General features: G+C 72.4%; 17 protein-coding genes and 1 pseudogene. 10 read left to right on the top strand and 8 right to left on the bottom strand.

What is annotated here, in order from left to right; all coding sequences use genetic code 11:
- Nucleotides 1-95 precede the first annotated feature (95 nt).
- Nucleotides 96-275, top strand: a complete 180-nt coding sequence (locus tag AOK17_RS11920) for a hypothetical protein (protein WP_055612377.1) — start codon at nucleotides 96-98, stop codon at nucleotides 273-275.
- A gap of 134 nt (nucleotides 276-409) precedes the next feature.
- Here the strand turns inward: AOK17_RS11920 and AOK17_RS11915 are convergent, their stop codons facing one another.
- The 3 genes from AOK17_RS11915 to AOK17_RS11905 form a co-directional block, all read right to left on the bottom strand.
- A complete protein-coding gene (locus AOK17_RS11915; protein WP_079052950.1) occupies nucleotides 410-1,606 on the bottom strand; it encodes a serine hydrolase domain-containing protein in 1,197 nt (398 codons plus the stop codon).
- A 201-nt stretch (nucleotides 1,607-1,807) separates the two neighbouring features.
- Nucleotides 1,808-2,467, bottom strand: a complete 660-nt coding sequence (locus AOK17_RS11910; protein ID WP_055612376.1) for a response regulator — start codon at nucleotides 2,465-2,467, stop codon at nucleotides 1,808-1,810.
- Complete coding sequence (locus AOK17_RS11905; RefSeq protein WP_055612375.1) at nucleotides 2,455-3,735, bottom strand: sensor histidine kinase; 1,281 nt, start codon at nucleotides 3,733-3,735, stop codon at nucleotides 2,455-2,457. Before AOK17_RS11905 ends, AOK17_RS11910 begins: the two co-directional genes overlap by 13 nt.
- A gap of 203 nt (nucleotides 3,736-3,938) precedes the next feature.
- On the opposite strand from AOK17_RS11905, the gene AOK17_RS11900 reads away from it, so the two are divergent.
- From AOK17_RS11900 to AOK17_RS11890, 3 genes are read left to right on the top strand one after another with little or no spacing between them, the layout of a single operon-like run.
- A complete protein-coding gene (locus tag AOK17_RS11900; RefSeq protein WP_055612374.1) occupies nucleotides 3,939-4,181 on the top strand; it encodes a hypothetical protein in 243 nt (80 codons plus the stop codon).
- A complete protein-coding gene (locus AOK17_RS11895; RefSeq protein ID WP_055612373.1) occupies nucleotides 4,178-4,942 on the top strand; it encodes an ABC transporter ATP-binding protein in 765 nt (254 codons plus the stop codon). Before AOK17_RS11900 ends, AOK17_RS11895 begins: the two co-directional genes overlap by 4 nt.
- Nucleotides 4,943-4,946: 4 nt before the next feature.
- Nucleotides 4,947-7,520, top strand: coding sequence for an FtsX-like permease family protein (locus AOK17_RS11890; RefSeq protein WP_055612372.1), 2,574 nt, complete (start codon nucleotides 4,947-4,949; stop codon nucleotides 7,518-7,520).
- 74 nt (nucleotides 7,521-7,594) lie between these two features.
- Here AOK17_RS11890 and AOK17_RS11885 read toward each other — a convergent pair whose 3' ends face one another.
- Nucleotides 7,595-9,229 (bottom strand): fatty acid--CoA ligase family protein, encoded by a 1,635-nt coding sequence (locus tag AOK17_RS11885; protein ID WP_281198600.1) that lies wholly within the window; start codon nucleotides 9,227-9,229, stop codon nucleotides 7,595-7,597.
- A gap of 102 nt (nucleotides 9,230-9,331) precedes the next feature.
- On the opposite strand from AOK17_RS11885, the gene AOK17_RS11880 reads away from it, so the two are divergent.
- The 4 genes from AOK17_RS11880 (at nucleotide 9,332) to AOK17_RS11865 (ending at nucleotide 12,374) form a co-directional block, all read left to right on the top strand.
- Nucleotides 9,332-10,486 carry a lipid-transfer protein gene (locus tag AOK17_RS11880; RefSeq protein WP_055612371.1) on the top strand — a complete coding sequence of 385 codons (1,155 nt, stop codon included), beginning with the start codon at nucleotides 9,332-9,334 and terminating at the stop codon, nucleotides 10,484-10,486.
- A 61-nt stretch (nucleotides 10,487-10,547) separates the two neighbouring features.
- Nucleotides 10,548-10,991 (top strand): Zn-ribbon domain-containing OB-fold protein, encoded by a 444-nt coding sequence (locus AOK17_RS11875; RefSeq protein ID WP_055612370.1) that lies wholly within the window; start codon nucleotides 10,548-10,550, stop codon nucleotides 10,989-10,991.
- On the top strand, nucleotides 10,988-11,758 hold the full coding sequence (locus AOK17_RS11870) for an enoyl-CoA hydratase/isomerase family protein (protein WP_055612369.1): 771 nt from the start codon (nucleotides 10,988-10,990) through the stop codon (nucleotides 11,756-11,758). The genes AOK17_RS11875 and AOK17_RS11870 overlap by 4 nt, the downstream gene beginning before the upstream one ends.
- 115 nt (nucleotides 11,759-11,873) lie before the next feature.
- The gene (locus tag AOK17_RS11865) at nucleotides 11,874-12,374 is read left to right on the top strand and encodes a hypothetical protein (RefSeq protein WP_055612368.1); all 501 of its coding nucleotides are present in this window, start codon (nucleotides 11,874-11,876) and stop codon (nucleotides 12,372-12,374) included.
- 147 nt (nucleotides 12,375-12,521) lie between these two features.
- Here AOK17_RS11865 and afsK read toward each other — a convergent pair whose 3' ends face one another.
- Both afsK and kbpA read right to left on the bottom strand, forming a co-directional pair.
- Complete coding sequence (afsK, locus tag AOK17_RS11860) at nucleotides 12,522-14,885, bottom strand: protein serine/threonine kinase AfsK (protein ID WP_055612367.1); 2,364 nt, start codon at nucleotides 14,883-14,885, stop codon at nucleotides 12,522-12,524.
- Nucleotides 14,886-15,174: 289 nt separating this feature from the next.
- Nucleotides 15,175-15,999, bottom strand: a complete 825-nt coding sequence (gene kbpA, locus AOK17_RS11855) for an AfsK-binding protein KbpA (RefSeq protein WP_055612366.1) — start codon at nucleotides 15,997-15,999, stop codon at nucleotides 15,175-15,177.
- Between the two features lie 135 nt (nucleotides 16,000-16,134).
- Between kbpA and AOK17_RS11850 the strand changes: the two genes are divergently transcribed.
- Nucleotides 16,135-16,782, top strand: coding sequence for a TetR family transcriptional regulator (locus AOK17_RS11850; RefSeq protein WP_079052949.1), 648 nt, complete (start codon nucleotides 16,135-16,137; stop codon nucleotides 16,780-16,782).
- A gap of 178 nt (nucleotides 16,783-16,960) precedes the next feature.
- Here the strand turns inward: AOK17_RS11850 and AOK17_RS11845 are convergent.
- Nucleotides 16,961-17,449: pseudogene (locus AOK17_RS11845) on the bottom strand (nitroreductase family deazaflavin-dependent oxidoreductase); the annotation flags it as partial.
- Nucleotides 17,449-18,666, bottom strand: coding sequence for an acyl-CoA dehydrogenase family protein (locus AOK17_RS11840; RefSeq protein ID WP_055612364.1), 1,218 nt, complete (start codon nucleotides 18,664-18,666; stop codon nucleotides 17,449-17,451). The gene AOK17_RS11840 and the pseudogene AOK17_RS11845, both read right to left, overlap by 1 nt.
- Nucleotides 18,667-18,789: 123 nt before the next feature.
- Here AOK17_RS11840 and AOK17_RS11835 point away from each other — a divergent pair, with 123 nt between their 5' ends.
- Nucleotides 18,790-19,980 carry a thiolase C-terminal domain-containing protein gene (locus AOK17_RS11835; protein ID WP_055612363.1) on the top strand — a complete coding sequence of 397 codons (1,191 nt, stop codon included), beginning with the start codon at nucleotides 18,790-18,792 and terminating at the stop codon, nucleotides 19,978-19,980.
- Nucleotides 19,981-19,983 lie beyond the last annotated feature (3 nt).

The following is a 19,983-nucleotide window of genomic DNA, read 5'->3' as shown; positions in this document are numbered from 1 at the left end:
CCATGGCGCGAACCGTTCGAACCCATCGAACAATCGCCCCTTGTACCGCTAGCGTCACTTGTTGTTCGGAAGTCCCCTCCCCCACAGGAGCCGAGATGACCCGCACCAAGAAGACCCTCGCCACGATCGCCCTGATGCTCGGCGTAACCGCCGCAGCCGCGAGCCCGGCCCTGGCCGACAACCCGATGCCCGTCGCGCCGCTGGACAACCCGATGCCCGTCGCCCCGCTGGACAACCCCATGCCCGTCACTCCGCCGGACAACCCCATGCCCTGACGCATTGCCACCCCGATGGGGCCGAGCCGGACGGCTCGGCCCCATCGGCATGTCAGATGGCCGGCTCTTCTTCCCGGCAGGGACCGGCCGCGACAGCCCCGGAGGGAGGGCCGTCGCGGCCGGGCAACCCGGTCTCAGGCGCAGAGTTCGCCGTCGATCAGGTCGTTCTGGGCCTGCTCGGTGGAGAGGTCGGAGGCGCCGTCGCCGGTCGCGTGCAGGACCACGACGCGGCGGCCGTCCGGGCTGACGCCGTTGCGGGTGGTGTAGCCGGGGAAGTCGCCCGCGTGGCTGTAGTAGGAGCCGCCGCAGGTCAGCGGGACCTGCAGCAGGCCCAGGCCGTAGCGCGCGCCGGGCCACACGGGGTCCAGGTCGGCGGCCCGTACGGTCGTCTTCATCTCCGCGAGCTGTGCCGGGCGCAGCAACTTGCCGCCCAGCAGCGCCTGGTAGAAGCGGGTCAGGTCGGCCGTCGTACCGATCATCGCGCCGGCCGCACCGGCCGCGGACGGGTTGAACGCGGTGGTGTCGATCGTCGGCCCGGTCTTCCCGAAGTCGGAGTAGCCGTGCAGGTGGCGGCCGGGGATCCGGGAGTCCGTCGTCGGGGCGGAGGTGTCGCGCAGGCCCAGCGGGCGGATGATGCGCTTGGTGACCTGCTGCTCCCAACTGTGCCCGGTGACCTTCTGGATGATCATTCCGGCGAGGATGTAATTGGTGTTGGAGTACGCCCACTTGGCGCCGGGCTCGAAGTCCGGGGCGTGCCCCGTCGCTATGCCGACCAACTGCTCCGGAGTCCAGGTGGTGTAGCGGCCCGCCTGGTACTCGTCCACGCCGGCCAGCACCGGGAGGTCCGCGGTGTAGTTGAACAGTCCGCTGGTGTGCTGGAGCAGCTGCCGCACGGTGATCCGGCTGCCGTCGTTGCCGTTGCCCGACACCACTCCCGGCAGCCAGTGGTCGACCGTGTCGTCGAGCGACAGCCGCCCCTCGCCCACGAGTTGGAGTACCACCGTGGCGACGAACGTCTTGCTGGCGCTGGCGATCCGGAACCGGTCGCCGGAGCGGGCGGCGGCGCCGGTGGCCTTGTCGGCGACCCCCGCGGTGGCGTACCGGGAGCCCCGCGGACCCGTCGACTGGGCCAGGACACCGACGGTCCCGGTCTTCAGGATCGCGTCCACGTCAGCCTGAAGACTCTTACTGTGCGTCTTGCTGTGCGTCCTGTCGTGCGTCGGCTTCGCCGCCTGCCCCGTCGCGCCCGCCGCGGGCAGGGTCAGTCCGATACCGGCCAGGGCGGTCACCAGCGTCGTGGCCACAATGCGGGAGGTGAGCTTCGTCTTCATGCGGGCGGGCTCCTTGCGGGTCGGTCGTCGTACCGCCGTTGCGGTGTGATCACCAACCTAGGAATTCCGGCCCCCCGTCACGATCCGGCAGCCTGGCCGTTCGGAGCGGGTGTCCACCCCACTGTGCGGGTAGCGCCTGCTGTACCCCACCCGCCCTGACCTCGGCCAACTCTCCCGGGATCAGCGGCAGGTGACAGTACGTCAGGTCCGGCGCCGCGCGTCGTCCAGGTACCGCAGGACCGCCGCGACCCGCCGGTCCACCTGGTCGGCGGGCGACAGGTCGAGCTTGGCGAAGATGCTGCGGATGTGCTTGTGGACGGCGCCGTCCGTGACGACGAGCCGTTCGGCTATCGCCCCGTTGCCCAGACCCTCGGCCATCAGCCCGAGCACGTCGCGCTCGCGCGGGCTGAGCCGTTCCAGGCGGGTGTCCTGGCGGCTGCGGGTGAAGAGCTGCGCGACGACCTCCGGGTCGATGGCCGTGCCCCCGGCGGCCACCCGGTTGAGCGCGTCGAGGAACTCCTCGACCCGGCCGACCCGTTCCTTGAGCATGTAGCCGAGCCCGGTGACCCCGCCGGCGAGCAGATCCGTGGCGAAGGACTGCTCGACGTACGCCGACAGGACGAGGACCGCCAGATCGGGCCTGCGCCGCCGGGCCTCGACGGCGGCGACGATCCCCTCGTCGGTGTGCGTCGGCGGCATCCGTACGTCGAGGATGGCGACGTCGGGCTTGTGGGTGTCGATGGCGTCGAGGACGCCGTCGGCGGTTCCGGCGGTGGCCACCACGTCGAGGCCCTCGGCGCGCAGCAGCAGCGCGAGTCCCTCCCGCAGCAACGGGTCGTCCTCGGCGATCACAATCCGCATGGCATGTCCACCTTGAGAGTCGTCGGGCCGCCGGGCGGGCTGGCCAGGTCGAGGGTGCCGTCGTGGGCCGCGATGCGGCGGCGGATGCCGGTGAGCCCGGAGCCGCCCGCCTCGTCGGCGCCGCCGCGGCCGTCGTCGGTGATGTCCAGCCGCAGCCGTCCGCCACGGCTGCGGACGGTGACGGTGGCGCTCTTCGCCCCGCTGTGCTTGGCGATGTTGGTCAGCGTCTCGGCGACCACGAAGTACGCGCTGGCCTCCACGGAGGCGGCGCACCGCTCGGGCGCCTCGACGTCGATCCGGCAGGGCACCGGGCAGCTCGCGGCCAGTCCGGTGAGCGCGCCTTCGAGGCCGCGGTCGGCCAGTACGGGCGGCAGGATGCCCCGGGCGACCGAGCGCAGTTCGGCGAGGGCCTGCTCGGCGGCGCTCTGGGCCCGTTCGAGGAGTTCGTCGGCGCCCGCCGGATCGCGGGCCACCATCCGCCGGGCCGCGCCGAGCAGCACGGTGACGGTGACGAGCCGGTTCTGGGTGCCGTCGTGCAACGACCGCTCGATGCGCCGCAGTTCGGTGGCGTGGGCGTCCAGGGCGGCGGCCCGGGTGGCGGTGAGTTCCGCGACCCGCAGGGACAGGTCGGTGTCGGGTCCGGCCGCGAGGAGAAGGCGTCCCGGGCGCGCCTGGAGCCGTGCCATCGCGGGGCTGAGGCCCAGGATGATCGCGATCCAGCCGAGCCCCAGCAGAGTCACGCCCAGGGCGTCGGCCCAGCCCTGGGCATGGCCGAGGCCAACGGACGTACTGGTCGAACCCTCCGGCATCAGGCGCCAGTACAGCGGGAACAGCGCGTCGCGTACGGCCATCAGCGGCAGCAGCAGCGCGATCACGCCGAGCAGCAGCCCGAGCGTGCCGTGCCGGGCCAGCCAGCGCAGCTCCCGCCGGGTGGTCGGGTCGACGAGTGCGAGCCGCAGCCGGGTCGGTGCCGGGTCGGGCCCGATGATCTCGGGACCCCACCGGGCGAGCCGGTGGCGTTCACGCTCGGCGAGGGAGTGCAGGGCGCGCAGCGCGACGGGGGCCATGAGCAGTCCGACGCCCACGACGGACGTCACGGCGACGACGGCCAGCCAGAACAGCACGGCCAGCGCGAGCATCGCGGTCCCGATGCCGCCGATGAGCTGGCCGAGCGCGGCGCCCGCGGCCTCGGCGGCCCGGATCGCGCTCGCCCTGATCCCGGGCCGCCCCACGTCGACCGGCTCACCGTGCCGGGTCGAGGTCGACATCCGCCCCACCTCTCTCCCTCGTCAACAGCCCTGTGCGGGCGGCCGGTTCGCTGGTGATGAGGAGCGTAGAGGTACAGCCTGCTGTACCCCCACTCGGGCTGCTGGCGGGCTCGGCCGCCCAGGGTCCCGATCCGTAGTTTCGGTGACGTCAGCGAGACCCGCCGAGGGTCCGGAGAGTTCGAAGAATCCGAAGAGGGACAGCGATGGCCACCACGGACCCCTACCGCCTCACCAGCGGCACCGAGAGCACGGACCAGACGAAGACCGCGGTCAGCCGCAACGACATCGTGCGTACGGCGCTGTGGCTGGTGCTGGTCGTCAGCACCGTCGGCAACATGGTGGCCTCCTACGGCGCCGCCTCCACCCAGGTCCACCTGGCCTGCGGCGCGGTCACCGCGCTGTGCGTGACCGCGCTCGTCACCCGCCACCTGCGGGGCCGGCGATGAGCGGCGTCCACGCGGGAGCCGCCCACCCGGCGGCGACCCGGACCGCCCCCGCCATCGTGCTGGAGAACGTCAGCAAGACGTACGCGGGAGGCGTCCACGCCCTCGACGACGTGTCGCTGGCCGTGGAGCACGGCACGTTCCTCGCCGTGATGGGGCCCTCGGGCTCCGGCAAGAGCACGCTGATGCACTGCGCCGCCGGACTGGACTCCCCGACCTCGGGGAGCATCCGCATCGGCGGCCAGGAGATCGCCGGGCTGAACGAGACCCGCCGCACCGAACTGCGCCGCGAGCACATCGGGTTCGTGTTCCAGTCCTACAACCTGGTCCCCGCGCTCAGCATCGCCGACAACATCACGCTGCCGCTGCGTCTGGCGGGGCGGGCCCCCGACCGGGAGTGGCTGCGCGCGCTGGTCGACCGGGTCGGTCTCGGCGACCGCCTCTCGCACCGGCCCGCCGAGCTCTCCGGCGGCCAGCAGCAACGGGCCGCGATCGTACGGGCGTTGGTCGCCAAGCCGGCCGTCGTGTTCGCCGACGAGCCGACCGGAGCGCTGGATCTGCGCAGCGCCCACGAGGTGCTCGGCCTGCTGCGCGAACTCGTCGACGAACTGCGCCAGACGGTGGTGATGGTCACCCACGACCCGGCCGCCGCCGCCCAGGCGCACCACGCGGTGGTGATGGCCGACGGCCGGGTGGTCGAGCGCCTGTACCAGCCCACCGCCCCCGAACTGGCCGACCGTCTAGTCAAGCTCGGAGAGGTCTAGAACCATGCTGCATCTCGCGGTCCGGATGGCCGGACACCGGATCACCGCCCTGCTGGCGGTGGCGTGCGCGGTCCTCGGCGGAGCGGCGCTGATCACCGGCACCGGGGTGATGGCCGAGTCCGGGTTCCGCTCCCAGCTGCCGGCCGGGCGGCTGGCGGGCGCGGAGGTCGTCGTCTCCACCCAACAGAGCTTCGATTCGGGCCCCGACCTGCCGATCGCCCTCCCGGAGCGCGGCAAGGTCCCGGCCGAGCTGGTCGACGAGCTGGCCCAACTGCCCGGCGTCACCGCGGCGGTCGGCGACATCGGCTTCCCCGCCGCCCTCGTCGACGCCGACGGCCGGGTCGTACCGACCCAGGACCCGCGGACGGCCGGACACGGCTGGTCCTCGACGAAGCTCTTCGTGGACGCGAAGGTCGACGGATCCGCTCCGGCCGGCACCGGCGAGGTCGCCCTCGACAGCGCGACCGCCGCCACCGCGGGAGTCCGGGTCGGCGACAGCGTCAAGGTCGTCGCCGCCGGCCGCGCCGCAGCCGCCTACCGCGTCACGGCACTGATCGACGCGCCGGACGCCGGAATCCTCTTCGCCGACCCGACGGCCGTACGGCTGTCCGGCCGCGCCGACGGAGAGCGCGCCGGGACCGTGGACCTGATCGCCCTGCGCACCGAGCCCGGCACCGAGGCCTCGGTGGCCGCCGCGGCCCGCGAGAAGATCAAGGACACCGGCAAGAAGACGGCCGGCAGCACCCCCGCCGACGTGATCGTCTCCACCGGCTCCGAACGCGGCGACATCGCCTCCCCCGGCGCGGGCGCCGCCCGCTCCCTGCTGATCCTGCTGGCCAGTTCGCTCGGCGGGATCATCATGCTGATCATCGGGTTCGTGATGGCGAGCGCGCTCGCCGTGTCGATCGGCGGCCAGCGCCGCGATCTGGCCCTGATGCGCGCAGTCGGCGCGACTCCCAAGCAGATCAGGCGACTTGCGGCCGGACAGGCCTCGATCATCGCGGCCGTGGCGGTCGTTCCCGGAGTCGGCCTCGGCTATCTGCTGGCCGGGCAGTTCCGGCGGATGCTCGTCGACCGCGGGGTGATCCCGGAGGCCCTGCCGCTCACGTTCAGCCCGCTGCCCGCGCTCGCCACCGTCCTGCTCCTCGGCCTCGCCGTGCAGGTGTCGGCCCGCAGCGCCGCGTGGCGCACCTCGCGCATGCCCGCCACCGAGGCGGTCGCCGAGTCGCGCAGCGAACCCCGCACCCCGTCGAAGATCCGCGCCCGCTTCGGACTGCTGCTGATCGTCGCCGCCACCACGCTGTCGGTCGTACCGCTGCTGAGCCGTACGGTCCTCGGCGCGACGGCCACCTCCATGGCCGGGATCATCGGCGCGATCGGCCTGGCCCTGTCGGGCCCCGCCCTGGTCCGGGGCATCGGCGACGCGGCGGGCCGACGGCTGCGGCCCGGCGTCTCGGCGCCGACCTGGCTCGCGGTGTCCAACATCCGCGGATACGCCCTTCGCCTCTCCGGGGTCGTCAGTGCCCTGGCCATGGCGGTCGTGTTCGTCCTGACCTACACCCTGGCCCAGACGACCGTCATGAGCGCCACAGCGCAGGACACCCGCACCGGCACCCTCGCCCAGCAGCGCCTGACCGCGCCGGGCCTCGGCGGCCTGCCCGCCGGCACCCTCGCCGGCGTCACCAAGACCTCGGGCGTCGAAGCGGCGGCCCCGGTCAGCGACACCACCGTGATCCGGGAGTACGAGCAGTTCGGTGACCCGGTCGTCGAATCCGGCTCGGCGATGATCCTGACCCCGGCCGCGTCCGGCGTCCTCGACCTGGACGTACGGGACGGCAGCCTCGCCAAGCTCACCGGCGACACGGTCGCCGTCAGCACCGAGGTCGCCCGCTCCCCCGGCTCGGGGCTCGGCGACCGCATCACCCTGGTCCTCGGGGACGGCACCCGGGTCAGCCCCAAGGTCGTCGCCGTCTACGACCGCGCCCTCGGCTTCGGCCCGCTCGCCCTCTCCCACGACCTCGCCGCGGGCCACACCACCGCGGGCCTCGACCAGAGCGTCCTCGTCCGCACCGACGGCTCCGACGCGGCACAGCAGGCCCTCACCGCACTCGCCGCGTCGCGCCCCGGTCTGGCCCTCGAGCCCACCGACACCGGATCGGGAAGCAGCCTGAGCGACGCGCCGCCGGAGGTCTGGATCAACCTGGCCCTCATCGTCGTACTCCTCGGCTACCTCCTCCTCAGCATCGCCAACAAGCTCGTCGCCACCACCGCCCAGCGGCAGGGCGAGATCGCCACACTCCGCCTCAACGGCACCACTCCGCGCCAGATCCTCGCGATGATGCGCCGCGAGGCCGCGGTGATCGGGGCCGCCGCCCTCACCACCGGCCTGCTGCTGTCCGCGATCCCCCTCGCGCTGCTCGGCATCGGCTTCCTGGACCGGCCGTGGCCCGCGGGCCCGGTGTGGCTGCTCCCCGCCGTCGCGCTGACCGTGATCTGCACCGCGTTCATCACGGTCGAACTCCCCACCCGCCAGGCACTGCGCACAGCACCCGCCCATGCGCTGTCCGCCCGCGAATAGGCCGGGGCGCCACAAGAACGGGAGTACGGGCAGACGCNNGCGTCTGCCCGTACTCCCGTTTCCGAACCAGCCCCTCAGCGCACCCGCAGCTCGCCCTTGACGACCTTCCCGCTGGCGTTGCGCGGCAGTTCGGCCACGAACTCGACCGTCCTGGGCACCTTGTAGTTCGCCATCTCCCGTCGGGCCCAGGCGATGAGATCGTCCGCGGTCGCCACGGCTCCCGGCCGACGGACGACGTACGCCCTGCCGACCTCGCCGAGCCGCGCGTCCGGTACGCCGATCACCGCCACGTCGGCCACATCCGGGTGCAGGCCGAGGAGTTGCTCTATCTCCGCCGGGTAGGCGTTGAAGCCGCCGACGATGAACATGTCCTTGATCCGGTCGGTGATCCGGAGGTTGCCCGCGAGGTCCAGGACCCCGACGTCGCCCGTGCGGAGCCAGCCGTCGGGGGTGAGGACCTCGGAGGTGGCCCGGGCGTCCTCGTAGTAGCCACCCATGACGTTGAAGCCGCGGACCAGGACCTCGCCCTGGGCGCCGGTAGCGACGGAGACGCCCGCCGCGTCCACCACCCGCACCTCCGTGCCCGGGATCGCGCGACCCGACGTCGACGCGATCACGCCGGGCTCGTCCCCGCGTCGGCACATCGAGACGATCCCGCTCGCCTCGGAAAGGCCGTAGGCGGTGAGAACGGTCCCCACCCCGAGTTCCTCCCGCAACCTCTCCACCAGGCGCAACGGCACCACGGCCGCGCCCGTCACCACCAGGCGGAGGGGCGAGAGGTCGTACGCGTCGCGGCCCGGGTGGTCCAGTATCGACTGGTGGAGGGTGGGCGGGCCCGGCAGGACGGAGATCCGCTCCGAGGCCACGTTGGCGAGGACCGTGTCCACGTTGAACACCGGCTGCGGGATCATCGTCGCGCCCCGCATCAGACAGGCGATCACACCGGCCTTGTAGCCGAAGGTGTGGAAGAAGGGGTTCACGATCAGATAGCGGTCGCCCTCGCGGAGGCCCGCGAGTTCGCTCCACACCTCGTACGCCCGCAGTGTCTGCGCGTGGGTGATCACCGCACCTTTGGGGCGGCCCGTCGTGCCCGAGGTGTAGACGATGTCCGAGGGGGAGGACGACTCGACCGCCGAGGCCCTGGCCCGTACGTCCTCCGCCGCCACGCCGTCCCCGCCGGCCAGGAAGTCCTTCCAGGTGCGGAAGTCGGCGGGGGCGTCGTCCGACAGGACCACCACCTGCTCCAGGTGCGGAAGCCCGGCGAGCGGACCCACGGAACCCGCCCCCGACTCCGGCTCCTGCCCCGCTGAACCCGGCCCGTCCCCGGCCGCCCGCCGCAGCGACGCCACGTACGACGTCCCCAGGAACGTCCCCGTCACGAACAGCAGCTTCGCCCGGCTCCGGGAGAGGATGTACGCCGCTTCCGTGCCCTTGAAGCGGGTGTTGAGCGGGACGAGGACCGCGCCGGCCGACACCGCGCCCAGCGAGGAGACGATCCAGTCCAGGGTGTTGGGAGCCCAGATGGCCACGCGGTCACCGGGGTTGACGCCGTTCGCGACGCAGGCCGCCGCCGCGCGTTCCACCCGGGCGCCCAACTCCGCGTACGAGACGCGCGTGCGGCCCTCGACGACCGCCTCCACGTCGGCGTACCGCTCGGCCGCCCCCCGCACCAGCCCCGGAATGGTGCCCCACTCCATGTCACCGCGCACAACGAGCCTCCCCACGGTCGACACCCACTAGCTGACTACCCGTCAGATTAGCTGTAGCCTGACGCCCTGTCAGCATTCGTGGACCACGGTGGAGGTGCGCCCATGACAGGGGCAGGACTCAAGGACGCCACGGCCGTCGTAGGGATCGGGCAGACGCCCTTCGCCAAGCAACTCCCCGAGAGCGAGAAGGCGTTGGCCTGCCGGGCGATCCTCGCCGCCCTCGACGACGCCGGGATCTCCCCCGCCGAGGTCGACGCGCTCGCCTCCTACACCATGGAGGAGACCGACGAGGTGGAGGTGGCGAAGGCCGTCGGCTTCGGCGACCTCACCTTCTTCAGCAAGGTCGGGTACGGGGGCGGCGGTTCGTGCGCCACCGTCGCGCATCTGGCCGCCGCCGTGGCCACCGGGCAGGCGACGGTCGGGGTCGCCTGGCGCTCACGGAAGAGGGGCAGCGGCCCACGCCCGTGGAAGAACACGGCCGTCCAACTCCCCACCCCCGCCCAGTGGACGCGGCCTTTCGGCCTCCTCCGCCCGGCCGACGAGATAGCCATGCTCACCCGCCGCTATCTGCACGAGTACGGGGCGACCCGCGACCACCTCTTCAACGTCGCCCTCGCCTGCCGCAACCGGGCCAACCAGAACCCCGCCGCGATGATGTACGAACGCCCGCTGACCCGGGACATGTATATGACCTCGCGGTGGATCAGCGAGCCCCTCTGCCTCTTCGACAACTGCCTTGAGACGGATGGCGCGTTGGCCTGTGTCATCGTCTCCGCCGAGCGGGCGCGCGACTGCCGGCAACGGCCCGTGTACGTCCACTCCGCCGCCCAGGGCCTGCCCGCCCAGCACCACGGCATGGTCAACTACTGGAACGACGACCCGCTGACCGGCCCGGCCTGGACCGCGGCCCGACACCTGTGGAAGCACTCCGACTTCACCCCGGAGGACGTCGACGTCGCCCAGATCTACGACGCGTTCACCCCCCTCATACCGCTCTCCCTTGAGGGCTACGGCTTCTGCGGCCGGGGCGAGGGCGGCGCGTTCACCGAGGGCGGCGCCCTGGAGATCGGCGGACGGCTGCCGCTGAACACGAGCGGCGGCGGCCTCTCGGAGGCATACGTCCACGGCTTCAACCTCATCAACGAGGGCGTGAAGCAGCTCCGGGGGACCAGTACCGCGCAGGTTCCGGGCGCGGCCACCTGCCTGGTCACGGCGGGTGAGGGCGTACCGACGTCCGCCCTGCTCCTGAGGACCTGACCGTGCTCCGGACGAAGCGACCGACCGAGCATCCGCCGAACCACGTATCCGAAGGGCCGACATGCTGACACCTGTCGTGGACGACGACGGCGCCCCCTTCTGGGAGTACGCCGCCCGGGGCGAGCTGCGCGTCCAGGCCTGCGCCGAGCCCGGCTGCGGCGAACTCCGCTTCCCGCCCCGGCCCTGCTGCCCGCACTGCCACTCCTTCGACAGCGAGTGGCGCAGGATGAGCGGCAAGGGCCGCGTCTGGTCGTACGTCGTCCCGCATCCGCCGCTGCTGCCCGACTACGCGGCGCAGGCCCCGTACAACGTGATCGTCGTCGAGCTGGCGGACGCCCCTCGTATCCGGCTCGTCGGGAACCTCGTCAGCGGGCCGGAGGCGGCGCTCAACTCCGTTGCCCAGGAGCGGATCCGGATCGGGGCAAGGGTGCAGGTGGTGTTCACTGAGGGCGCGGGCAGCGAGGGCGGAAGCGCACTGCCCCGCTGGGTACTGGAGCGGCCATGACCCTGCGCATCTCCGCCGACAAGGACACCGGCGTCGCGGTCGTCACCCTCGACCGGCCCGAGAAGCTCAACGCCATAGACCTCACCACCGCCGCCGAACTGACCGCAGCCTGGCGGGAGTTCAGGTTCGACGACTCCGTACGGGCGATCGTGCTCACGGGCGCCGGCGGGCGGGCCTTCTGTACGGGGCTCGACCGTGGCGCCGACGTCCCGCAGCCCAACTCCCCCTACATGGTGGACGATCCACTCGTCGCGATCGGGCCGAAGGCGTGCGATCTGTGGAAGCCGGTCATTGCGGCCGTGAACGGGATGGCCTGCGGCGGGGCCTTCTATCTGATCGGCGAGGCGGACTTCGTGATCGCCGACGAGACGGCCACGTTCTTCGATCCGCACACCACGTACGGCATGGTCAGCGCGTACGAGTCGATCCTCCTGGCGCAGCGCATGCCGTTCGGAGAGGTCGCCCGGATGGCGCTGATGGGCACGGCCGAGCGGGTCTCCGCGCGGCGGGCGTACGAGGTGGGGCTGGTCAGCGAGCTCACCGAGCCCGGTGAGGCGCCGGCCGCCGCCGTGCGGTGTGCGGACGTCATCGCCTCGTACCCGACCGAGGCCGTGCAGGGGACCGTACGGGCGGTGTGGGCGGCGAAGGAGGCGACGCGGACGGCCGCGCTCGCGCACGCGCCGCATCTCGTGTCGATGGGAAATCTCCCGAGCGAGGTGCAGGCGGGATTGTTCGTCGGCCGCCGGGGGGAGTTCCGGACCCGCTGACTCCCGCGCCGAGCCGCTGCCCGCCCCGGTCGTCACTGAGCGTGGCCGTCGCGTGGCGGGGGTCGGGGACCCGGCGTAGCGTCTGCACCGAGAGCCCGGGAACGGAGGTCCGCGCATGGTCCGCAACCTGCTCGGGTCCGTCCTCGCTCTCGCCGGAGCGACGGCCGCCGTATGGAGCCCCTTCCGTGCCTGGTACGACGGCCGTCACGGCCGGCACTACCGCCTCGGCGACCTCTTCTCCGCAACCGGCGTCACGAACGTCCCCGCGGAGCTCTTCGCCTCGCTCTTCCTGCCCTTCGTGGGCGCCGCGCTGGTCACGCTGGCCGGGCTGCTGCTCCGGTCGCGACTGCTGGTGGCCCTGGCCGGCGTGATCGTCCTCGGCTTCACCGTCCTGTGGCTGGTCCGCGTGGGGCAGGCCGCGGGCAGCCTCGTCATCTCCGGCGCCCCGTCCTACGGCCTGGGCCCCGGCACGGGGCTCGCCTTCGGCGGTGGGCTGGTCCTGCTGCTGGCGTCCGTGGTCCTGCGGGGGCGGGGGGTCCGGGCGGAGCCCGTGTACGTACCCCCGCCGGATCCGGCGGTACCGACGCTCGACGGCCCGGCGACGGACTACCGCTGAGCGCGACCACAGGGCGGAAGGATGGTGCGGGTGGGTGAGGGCTGGGTGCGCGGTTCCTCGCGCCCCTAAAAAACGGGGCTACGCCCCTGGCTTTTTGCCTTTAGGGGCGCGAGGAACCGCGCACCCAGCCAAGACCCACCCGCACCATCAGGCGCGGGCAGTCCCCGTTCCCTTCTCCGCGTCGAGCGCGTACACGCACCGGTCCTTGCTGCACGCGTACACCACCCCGTCCTTCACGACGGGCGCCCCGGTGATCTCCCCACCGGTCGCAAGCTTCCACCGCAGCCGGCCGTCGTCGGCCTTGAGCGTGTAGAGGAGGTGGTCGGTGGACCCGAAGTGGATCCGCCCGTCGGCGACGGCGGGCGCGCCCACGACGTCGCCCCCCGCCTGGAAGCGCCACTTGGGCGTACCGGTGACGGCGTCGAGCGTGTAGAGCCCCTTGCCGGACCCCACGTGGACGTGCCCCGCGGAGACGAGCACGGGATCGAGGGAGGACCGGGACTCCGTGGCGATCCGCCACCGGTCGCGTCCGTCGGTGGCGTCCAGGGCGTACACCGTGCCGAGGTAGTCGGCGAGGTAGATCCCGCCGCCCGTGACGGCGGGCCCCGGCGCGAAGGTCGGCGGGCTGAGGAAGACGGCGGGCGCCTCGAAGTGCCAGCGGACATGCCCGCCGGCGACGTCGATGGCGAGCACCCGCGTGCCGGCGGACACGTACACGTATCCGTCGTCGGCCTGGGTGATGCGGACGGGGACGCCGCCGCAGGAGGCCGCGTCGCCGATGGGGTACGACCAGCGCTCCTCGCCGGTGCGGGCCTCCAGGGCGCGCAGCCGGGCGTCCTTCCAGACGTAGACCGTGCCGTCGTGGATGGCCGGTCCGGCCTCGGGCGACTCGAAGTCGGTCTGGGCGCCGGTGATCTCCCAGAGCTTCTGGCCGTTGGCGGCCTCCCAGGCCTGTACGCCGCCGCCGCGGGTGCCGGTGACGACCGTGCCGCGGTCGGCCTTGAGGGAATACACCCAGGCGTCGGTCGGTAGCCGCCACAGGTCGGTGCCCTCGCGGGCGTCCAGGGCGAAGAGGGTGGGGCCGTCGGAGGCGTGGACGCGACCGCCGGCGACCGCCATCGACCAGGCGACGTCCCGGGTCTTGAAGCGGCGCCGCCCGGTGGCCACGTCCAGGGCGTGCACCTCGAAGGAGGTGACGTAGACGAGGTCGCCGGCGACGGCGGGAGTGCCCCACACGTCGTTCGACATACGGAAGCGCCACGGCCGCCAGGAGGTGGCGGAGTCGGGGCCGGGGGCGGGCGCGGGTACCGGGACGGGCCCGGCGCCGGGGAGGTCGGCGCCGTTCACGCCGGGGCGCGGCCGGGACCAGGAGGCGGCGAGGCCGGCTTCGGGAGGAGGTGCCTTCACGGCGGCGGCGCGGGCGTCGGCGACCCGCGGGCCCGGGCCGATCGGCACCTGGGCGCCCGCGAGGCGTACGGGCCCGGTGTCGGGCGCGCCGCCGTGCCGGCCCGTACCGGCGCCGACCGGGACGGGAGGCGGGTCGTGGGGCGGCGGGGGCGGCACCACGGGGGCGCCACGTCCGCCGCTGCGGCCGGAGGACGGCTTGGCCGCCGGGCGGCCACCGCGGCGCTGCTCGATCAGGCCCACGGCCCGCTCGGGCAGCCACGCGGACGCCGTACCGCTGTCGTCGGAGCCGGAGCCGAAGAGGTGGGGTGCGAGCTGGGCCTGGAGGTCGGCCGGGTTGGGGCGGCCCGTCGCCTCCATCTGCATACAGGACTCGATGAGCGGGCGCAGCTCGTCCGGGAGGCCTTCGAGGTCCGGGCCCTCCCGCAGGAGCATGAAGACGGTCTCGACGGGGTTCGCGCCGTGGAAGGGCGCGTGGCCGGTGGCGGCGAAGACGAGCATCGAGCCGAGCGAGAAGACGTCGCTCGCACCGGTCACGCTGCGGGAGTCCTTCGCCTGCTCGGGCGACATGTAGGCGGGGGTGCCGACGGCGACGTTGGTCATCGTCAGACGTGTGTTCGACACCCCGGAGGCGATACCGAAGTCGATGACGCGCGGTCCGTCCTCCACGACGAGGACGTTCGACGGTTTCAGGTCGCGGTGGACGAGACCGGCCCCGTGGATGGACTGCAGGGCCTCCGCGACACCCGCCGCGAGCCAGCGGACCGCCTGGGCCGGCAGCGGCCCGCACTCGGTCACTATCTCTTCGAGGGAGGGCGCGGGCACATAGGCGGTGGCCAGCCAGGGCACGGCGGCGCGTGCGTCGGCGTCGACCACGGCGGCCGTGTAGAAGCCGGAGACGGCACGGGCCGCCTCCACCTCGCGCGAGAAGCGGACCCGGAACAGCTGGTCCTCGGCGAGCTCCGTCCTGACCGTCTTGATCGCCACCCGCCGGCCCGAGGCCGAGCGCGCGAGATAGACCAGCCCCATGCCGCCGGCTCCCAGCCGTCCCAGCACCTCGAACGGCCCGATCCGCCGCGGATCGTGCTGTGTCAGCTGATCCACCACTTGCCTGCCACCTCCCCGTACGCGGCCGCGCTTCCAGCCACCGTTCCATCCGCAGCTTCAGCCACTGCGCAGCGTCTCACCACCGAGCCTCTCCGGCGGCACGCACCCCGATTCTTCCTGGCCGCGGCTCCGGTTGCGAACCCGGGCCCGAATCGGGATGTCTCAGCGCGTCTCATGACAAAAGACCCGAGCTTGCCTTGCTTTTCAACGCCGCCCGGTGTTTTTCGATGCCTTTCGCAGCTTTGCGCACACCGTTCGTACGCCCTTCAGTACTGAAGCACCGCGAATTTCAAGTTTGCAGCAGGGCAAAGGACGCCCCCTGGTTGTCCGTGACGACGGCCACGCGCCCGTACGAGGCGTCGAAGGGCGGCGCCTGGACCCGTCCGCCGAGCCGCACGACCGTCCCGAGGAGGGCCTCGCAGTCGTCCACCCCGAAGTGGACGAGGAAGTGGGGCGGCATCTCGGCCGGGAAGGCCTCGGTGACGAGGACTCGGCCGAAGTCGCGGGTGGTGCCGGGGCCGAAGAGGGCGTCGTGGAAGAGACCGGCGTAGAAGGAGTCGGCGACGGCCGTGTCACGGGCGTACAGCTCGACCCAGCTGAAGGAGCCGGGCCCGTGCCGCTTGCCGAAGCCGGGGTGCGTGCCGCCCTCCCAGAGCCCGAAGACCGCGCTCTCGGGGTCGGCGGCGAGCGCCATCGAGCCGTACGGGCCCACCGGCACCGGTGCCGTGATCACCTGGCCGCCCGCCTCCCGGATCCGGTCGGCCAGGTCCTCGGCGTCCGGGGTGGCGAAGTACACCGTCCACACGGTGGGCATCCGGCCGTCCCGCTTCGGCACGAGGGCCGCCACGGGCTCGCCGTCGAGGTGCGCAAGTACGGAGCCGGCGTACGGGCCGGGGCCCGCGTAGGCCGCGGGGGCCGGGGGCTCCAGGGAGCCCGGGGTTCCCAGGGAGCCCGAGGAGGGCCCGGTCGGCTCCTCCGTCTTGTCGAAGGGCTCGAAGGTCCACCCGAACAGCTCGCCGTAGAAGCGCTTGCCCGCCTCGACGTCCGGCAGCTGGGCGTCGATCCAGCAGGGGACGCCCTCGGCGAAAGCGGCAGAGCCTTCAGATCCAGCCATGCGGCCAAGCTAACGGCCTTTCACGCATCCCGCAGAGCGAGCGGCACCCCTCCTCCGCACCCTCTCCGAAGGCCCGCGCACCCCATTTGCAGTCGGCCGAATCGCGCTCCGATCACCCCTCGGTAAGCTGACGGCATGACAGGACAAGTGCGTACCGTCGACGGCCGTGTGGCCGGTCGGCGCGGGCAGGCGACGCGGCAGAAGCTGCTCGACTGCCTCAGCGAGATGCTCAGCTCCTCGCCCTACCGCGACGTCAAAGTCATCGACGTCGCCCGGAAGGCGGGCACTTCACCGGCGACCTTCTATCAGTACTTCCCGGACGTCGAGGGCGCCGTCCTGGAGATTGCAGAGCAAATGGCGGCGGAGGGCGCCGGGTTGACCGAACTCCTCGAAGGGCGCTCCTGGGTCGGCAAGGCCGGCTGGCAGACAGCGCAGGAACTCGTCGACGGCTTCCTGGAGTTCTGGCGCAAAAACGACGCCATCCTCCGCGTGGTCGACCTGGGCGCCGCCGAGGGCGACAAACGTTTCTACAAGATCCGTATGAAGATCCTGAACTCCGTGAACAACTCCCTCACGGACACGGTCAAGGAGCTTCAGGCGAAGGGCAAGGTCGACAAGGACGTCAGCCCGGCCGCGATGGCGGGTTCCCTCGTCGCGATGCTCGCGGCGGTGGCCTCGCACCAGAAGGGCTTCCAGTCCTGGGGCGTGAAGCAGGCCGAACTGAAGCCGAACCTCGCCCTGTTGGTGCATCTGGGTGTGACCGGCAAGAAGCCGACCAAGTAGTCCGCCGCACCCCGCGCCGGACGCCGGGTCTTCCAGGCACAAGTCCTGTCACGCAGGCGGCAGTTCACTCAGGTGGGCTGCCGCCTGTCGCGCTCCCGGAACCCCCTGAAGTCTCGGAACTCCCCGAACTCCCCGAACTCCCGGAACTCCCGGAACTCCCGGAACTCCCGGGTGCCTCCCGCCGGACGATCCGGAACAGCCGGATCTCCCGCTCCACCCGCGCCTGGTACGTCGCGTACGGCGGCCAGAACTCCAGCAGCGCCTTCCAGACCGTGTCCCGCTCCTCGCCCCGCAGAAGCTGCGCGGTGACCGGGATGTCCCGGCCCTTCCAGCTGACCTCGGCGTCGGGATGGGCGAGGAGGTTGGCGGTCCAGGCCGGATGGTCCGTACGCCCGAAGTTGGAGCCGATGAGGATCCAGCTCGCGCCCTCCCTCCCCTTCCCTCCCTCCGGCATGCAGGCCAGCGGCGTACGCCTGGGCAGTCCGCTCTTCGCGCCGCGCGCGGTGAGGATGACGCCGGGCAGCATCTGGGCGCTGAGCAGGACCTTTCCGCGGGTGAGCCGGTGGACGGCACGGTCCATCGCGGGGATGAGATGGGGCGCGACCTTCGCGAATCCACGGGTCGAGGACACCCTCTGCACGATCCGAACCCCTACTCCGGCGCCCATCAGACCGCCACCTCTCCGCCGCCGAACAGCCGGGCCGCGTCCGCCGCGTGCTCCCGCAACCGGTGCACCGGCCCGAAGAGCAGCTCGTCGCCGGCCGCCCGCTTGAAGTACAGATGCGCCTCGTGCTCCCAGGTGAACCCGATGCCGCCGTGCAACTGCACGGCCTCGGAGGAGGTGATCCGCAGCGCCTCCAGAGCCTGGGCCAGCGCGAGCCCGCCCACGCGTTCCTCCCCGGCGCCCGTCGCCCAGGCCGCGTAGTACGCCGCCGAACGTGCCGCCTGCACCTGTACGTAGAGGTCGGCGAGCCGGTGCTTCACGGCCTGGAAGGACCCGATCGCGCGCCCGAACTGCTCGCGCTGCTTGACGTATTCGACGGTCCGCTCCAGTACGCGGTCGGCGGCGCCGACGGCCTCCGCGGCGAGGACGGCGGCGGCCGAGTCACCGACCGAGGCGAGCGCCTCGGCCACGTCCGAGGACTCGTCCTCCTCGCCCAGCAACTCGGCTTCCACGTCCCGCAGTTGGATCCGCGCCTGCGACCGGGTCTCGTCGAGGGAGGTGAGCCGTACGCGGGTCACCCCCGCATTCCCCCCGGAACCGTCCCGGCCGAGAGAATCCCGCACAAGAAAGAGGAGAGTCCGCGAGCGGGCGAAGCCTCCGGTGTGCGCGGCCACGAGCAGCAGGCCCGCGCTGTGGCCGTCGAGCACCTGGTCGGCCTGCCCGTACAGCCGCCACCCGCCGTCGGTCCGCCGCGCCTGTACGCCTCCCGCGCGTCCGCCGCCCGCCCAGTCACCGCGGTTGTCGCCGGTCAGGCCGAGGGCGGTGGTCAGGCTCGCGCCCGGCACCGCGAGCGCGGCGGTGAGCTCGCCGGAGGCGATACGGGGCAGCAGCGCGGCCCGCTGATCCTCGCTCCCGAGGGCCAGCAGCAGGGGCGCGCCGAGCACGGCCGTGGCGAGCAGCGGCGAGGGGGCGAGGCTCCGCCCCAACTCCTCACTGGCGAGGGCGAGTTCGGTGACGGAGCAGCCGACTCCTCCGTACGCCTCGGGGAACGCAAGCCCGGGCAGCCCGAGTTGCTGTGCCAGCGTCTCCCAGAGCGCGGGGTCGTATCCGCCCTCGGTCCGCACGGCGGTCCTGACCTCCTCGGGGCCACAGCGTTTGAGGAGGAGCTCACGGAGGGTGCGGCGGATCTCTTCCTGCTCCGCGGTGAAGGTGGCGTCCATGGGCAGCACACTCCTTCGCATCTGACGGCGCGTCATGTTAGAGCGGCGGCGGCCAGATGCACAGAGGTGCGACGCCCCGCGCACCCTGCCGAAGTCCACCAGATCTGATGTACCGTCAGATTCATGACTCGGACCCGGACCCGTACCCGGCGGAAGGTGGCGGTCGTCGGCGTGTCCCTCTCCGACTGCGGCCGGGTGGACGAGGCGACGCCGTACGCACTCCATGCCCAGGCCGCCCGCCGGGCCCTGGCCGACTCGGGCCTGGACCGCACGGTCGTCGACGGCATCGCCTCGGCGGGCCTCGGCACGCTGGCGCCGGTCGAGGTGGCCGAGTACCTGGGCCTGCGGCCCACCTGGGTCGACTCCACCTCCGTCGGCGGCTCCACCTGGGAGGTCATGGCGGCCCACGCGGCGGACGCGATCGCCGCCGGGCACGCCAACGCGGTCCTTCTCGTCTACGGATCCACGGCCCGCGCGGACATCAAGGCGGGCCGCCGCACGGGCAACCTGTCGTTCGGCGCGCGCGGTCCCCTGCAGTTCGAAGTCCCGTACGGCCACACGCTGATCGCCAAATACGCGATGGCCGCGCGCCGCCACATGCACGAATACGGCACGACACTGGAGCAGTTGGCGTCGGTGGCCGTGCAGGCGCGGGCCAACGCCGCGCTGAATCCCGACGCGATGTTCCGTGACCCGATCACGGTCGACGACGTCCTCTCGGGCCCGATGATCGCGGACCCCTTCACCAAACTGCACTGCTGCATACGTTCCGACGGCGGGGCGGCGGTGCTGCTGGCGGCCGAGGAGTACGTCCAGGACTGCCGTACGACTCCCGTCCGGATCCTCGGCACCGGGGAGCACGTCTCCCACACGACGATGTCGGAGTGGCCCGACTTCACGGTGTCACCGGCCGCGGTGAGCGGCCGAACCGCCTTCCGGCGGGCGGGGGTTTCTCCGCAGGACATCGACTTCGCCGAGATCTACGACGCCTTCACCTACATGACCCTGGTGACCCTGGAGGACCTCGGCTTCTGCGAGAAGGGCGAGGGGGGCGAGTTCGTGGCGAAGGGCCGCCTGAAGGTGGTCGGCGGCGACTTCCCGGTCAACACGGACGGGGGTGGCCTGTCGGCCCAACATCCCGGCATGCGGGGCCTGTTCCTCCTCGTGGAGGCCGTCCGCCAACTCCGCGGCGAGGCAGGCCCCCGCCAGGTCCACCGCCCCAACGGCCACCTCCCCGAACTGGCCGTCGCCTCAGGAACGGGCGGCTGGTTCTGCTCGTCGGGGACGGTGGTGCTGGGGCGGGGGATGTCGTAGGCC

The organism is Streptomyces phaeochromogenes (assembly GCF_001418655.1).
GTDB lineage: Bacteria > Actinomycetota > Actinomycetes > Streptomycetales > Streptomycetaceae > Streptomyces > Streptomyces phaeochromogenes.
The sequence above is the reverse complement of the archived record's forward strand: the minus strand, read 5'-3'. Positions and strand labels throughout refer to the sequence as shown.

Bases quoted from the DNA above. Each gene is read 5' to 3' on its own strand.
- AOK17_RS11920 (WP_055612377.1), top strand. From the start codon at position 96: ATGACCCGCACCAAGAAGACCCTCGCCACGATCGCCCTGATGCTCGGC.
- AOK17_RS11915 (WP_079052950.1), bottom strand. From the start codon at position 1,606: ATGAAGACGAAGCTCACCTCCCGCATTGTGGCCACGACGCTGGTGACC.
- AOK17_RS11910 (WP_055612376.1), bottom strand. From the start codon at position 2,467: ATGCGGATTGTGATCGCCGAGGACGACCCGTTGCTGCGGGAGGGACTC.
- AOK17_RS11905 (WP_055612375.1), bottom strand. From the start codon at position 3,735: ATGTCGACCTCGACCCGGCACGGTGAGCCGGTCGACGTGGGGCGGCCC.
- AOK17_RS11900 (WP_055612374.1), top strand. From the start codon at position 3,939: ATGGCCACCACGGACCCCTACCGCCTCACCAGCGGCACCGAGAGCACG.
- AOK17_RS11895 (WP_055612373.1), top strand. From the start codon at position 4,178: ATGAGCGGCGTCCACGCGGGAGCCGCCCACCCGGCGGCGACCCGGACC.
- AOK17_RS11890 (WP_055612372.1), top strand. From the start codon at position 4,947: ATGCTGCATCTCGCGGTCCGGATGGCCGGACACCGGATCACCGCCCTG.
- AOK17_RS11880 (WP_055612371.1), top strand. From the start codon at position 9,332: ATGACAGGGGCAGGACTCAAGGACGCCACGGCCGTCGTAGGGATCGGG.
- AOK17_RS11875 (WP_055612370.1), top strand. From the start codon at position 10,548: ATGCTGACACCTGTCGTGGACGACGACGGCGCCCCCTTCTGGGAGTAC.
- AOK17_RS11870 (WP_055612369.1), top strand. From the start codon at position 10,988: ATGACCCTGCGCATCTCCGCCGACAAGGACACCGGCGTCGCGGTCGTC.
- AOK17_RS11865 (WP_055612368.1), top strand. From the start codon at position 11,874: ATGGTCCGCAACCTGCTCGGGTCCGTCCTCGCTCTCGCCGGAGCGACG.
- kbpA (WP_055612366.1), bottom strand. From the start codon at position 15,999: ATGGCTGGATCTGAAGGCTCTGCCGCTTTCGCCGAGGGCGTCCCCTGC.
- AOK17_RS11850 (WP_079052949.1), top strand. From the start codon at position 16,135: ATGACAGGACAAGTGCGTACCGTCGACGGCCGTGTGGCCGGTCGGCGC.
- AOK17_RS11840 (WP_055612364.1), bottom strand. From the start codon at position 18,666: ATGGACGCCACCTTCACCGCGGAGCAGGAAGAGATCCGCCGCACCCTC.
- AOK17_RS11835 (WP_055612363.1), top strand. From the start codon at position 18,790: ATGACTCGGACCCGGACCCGTACCCGGCGGAAGGTGGCGGTCGTCGGC.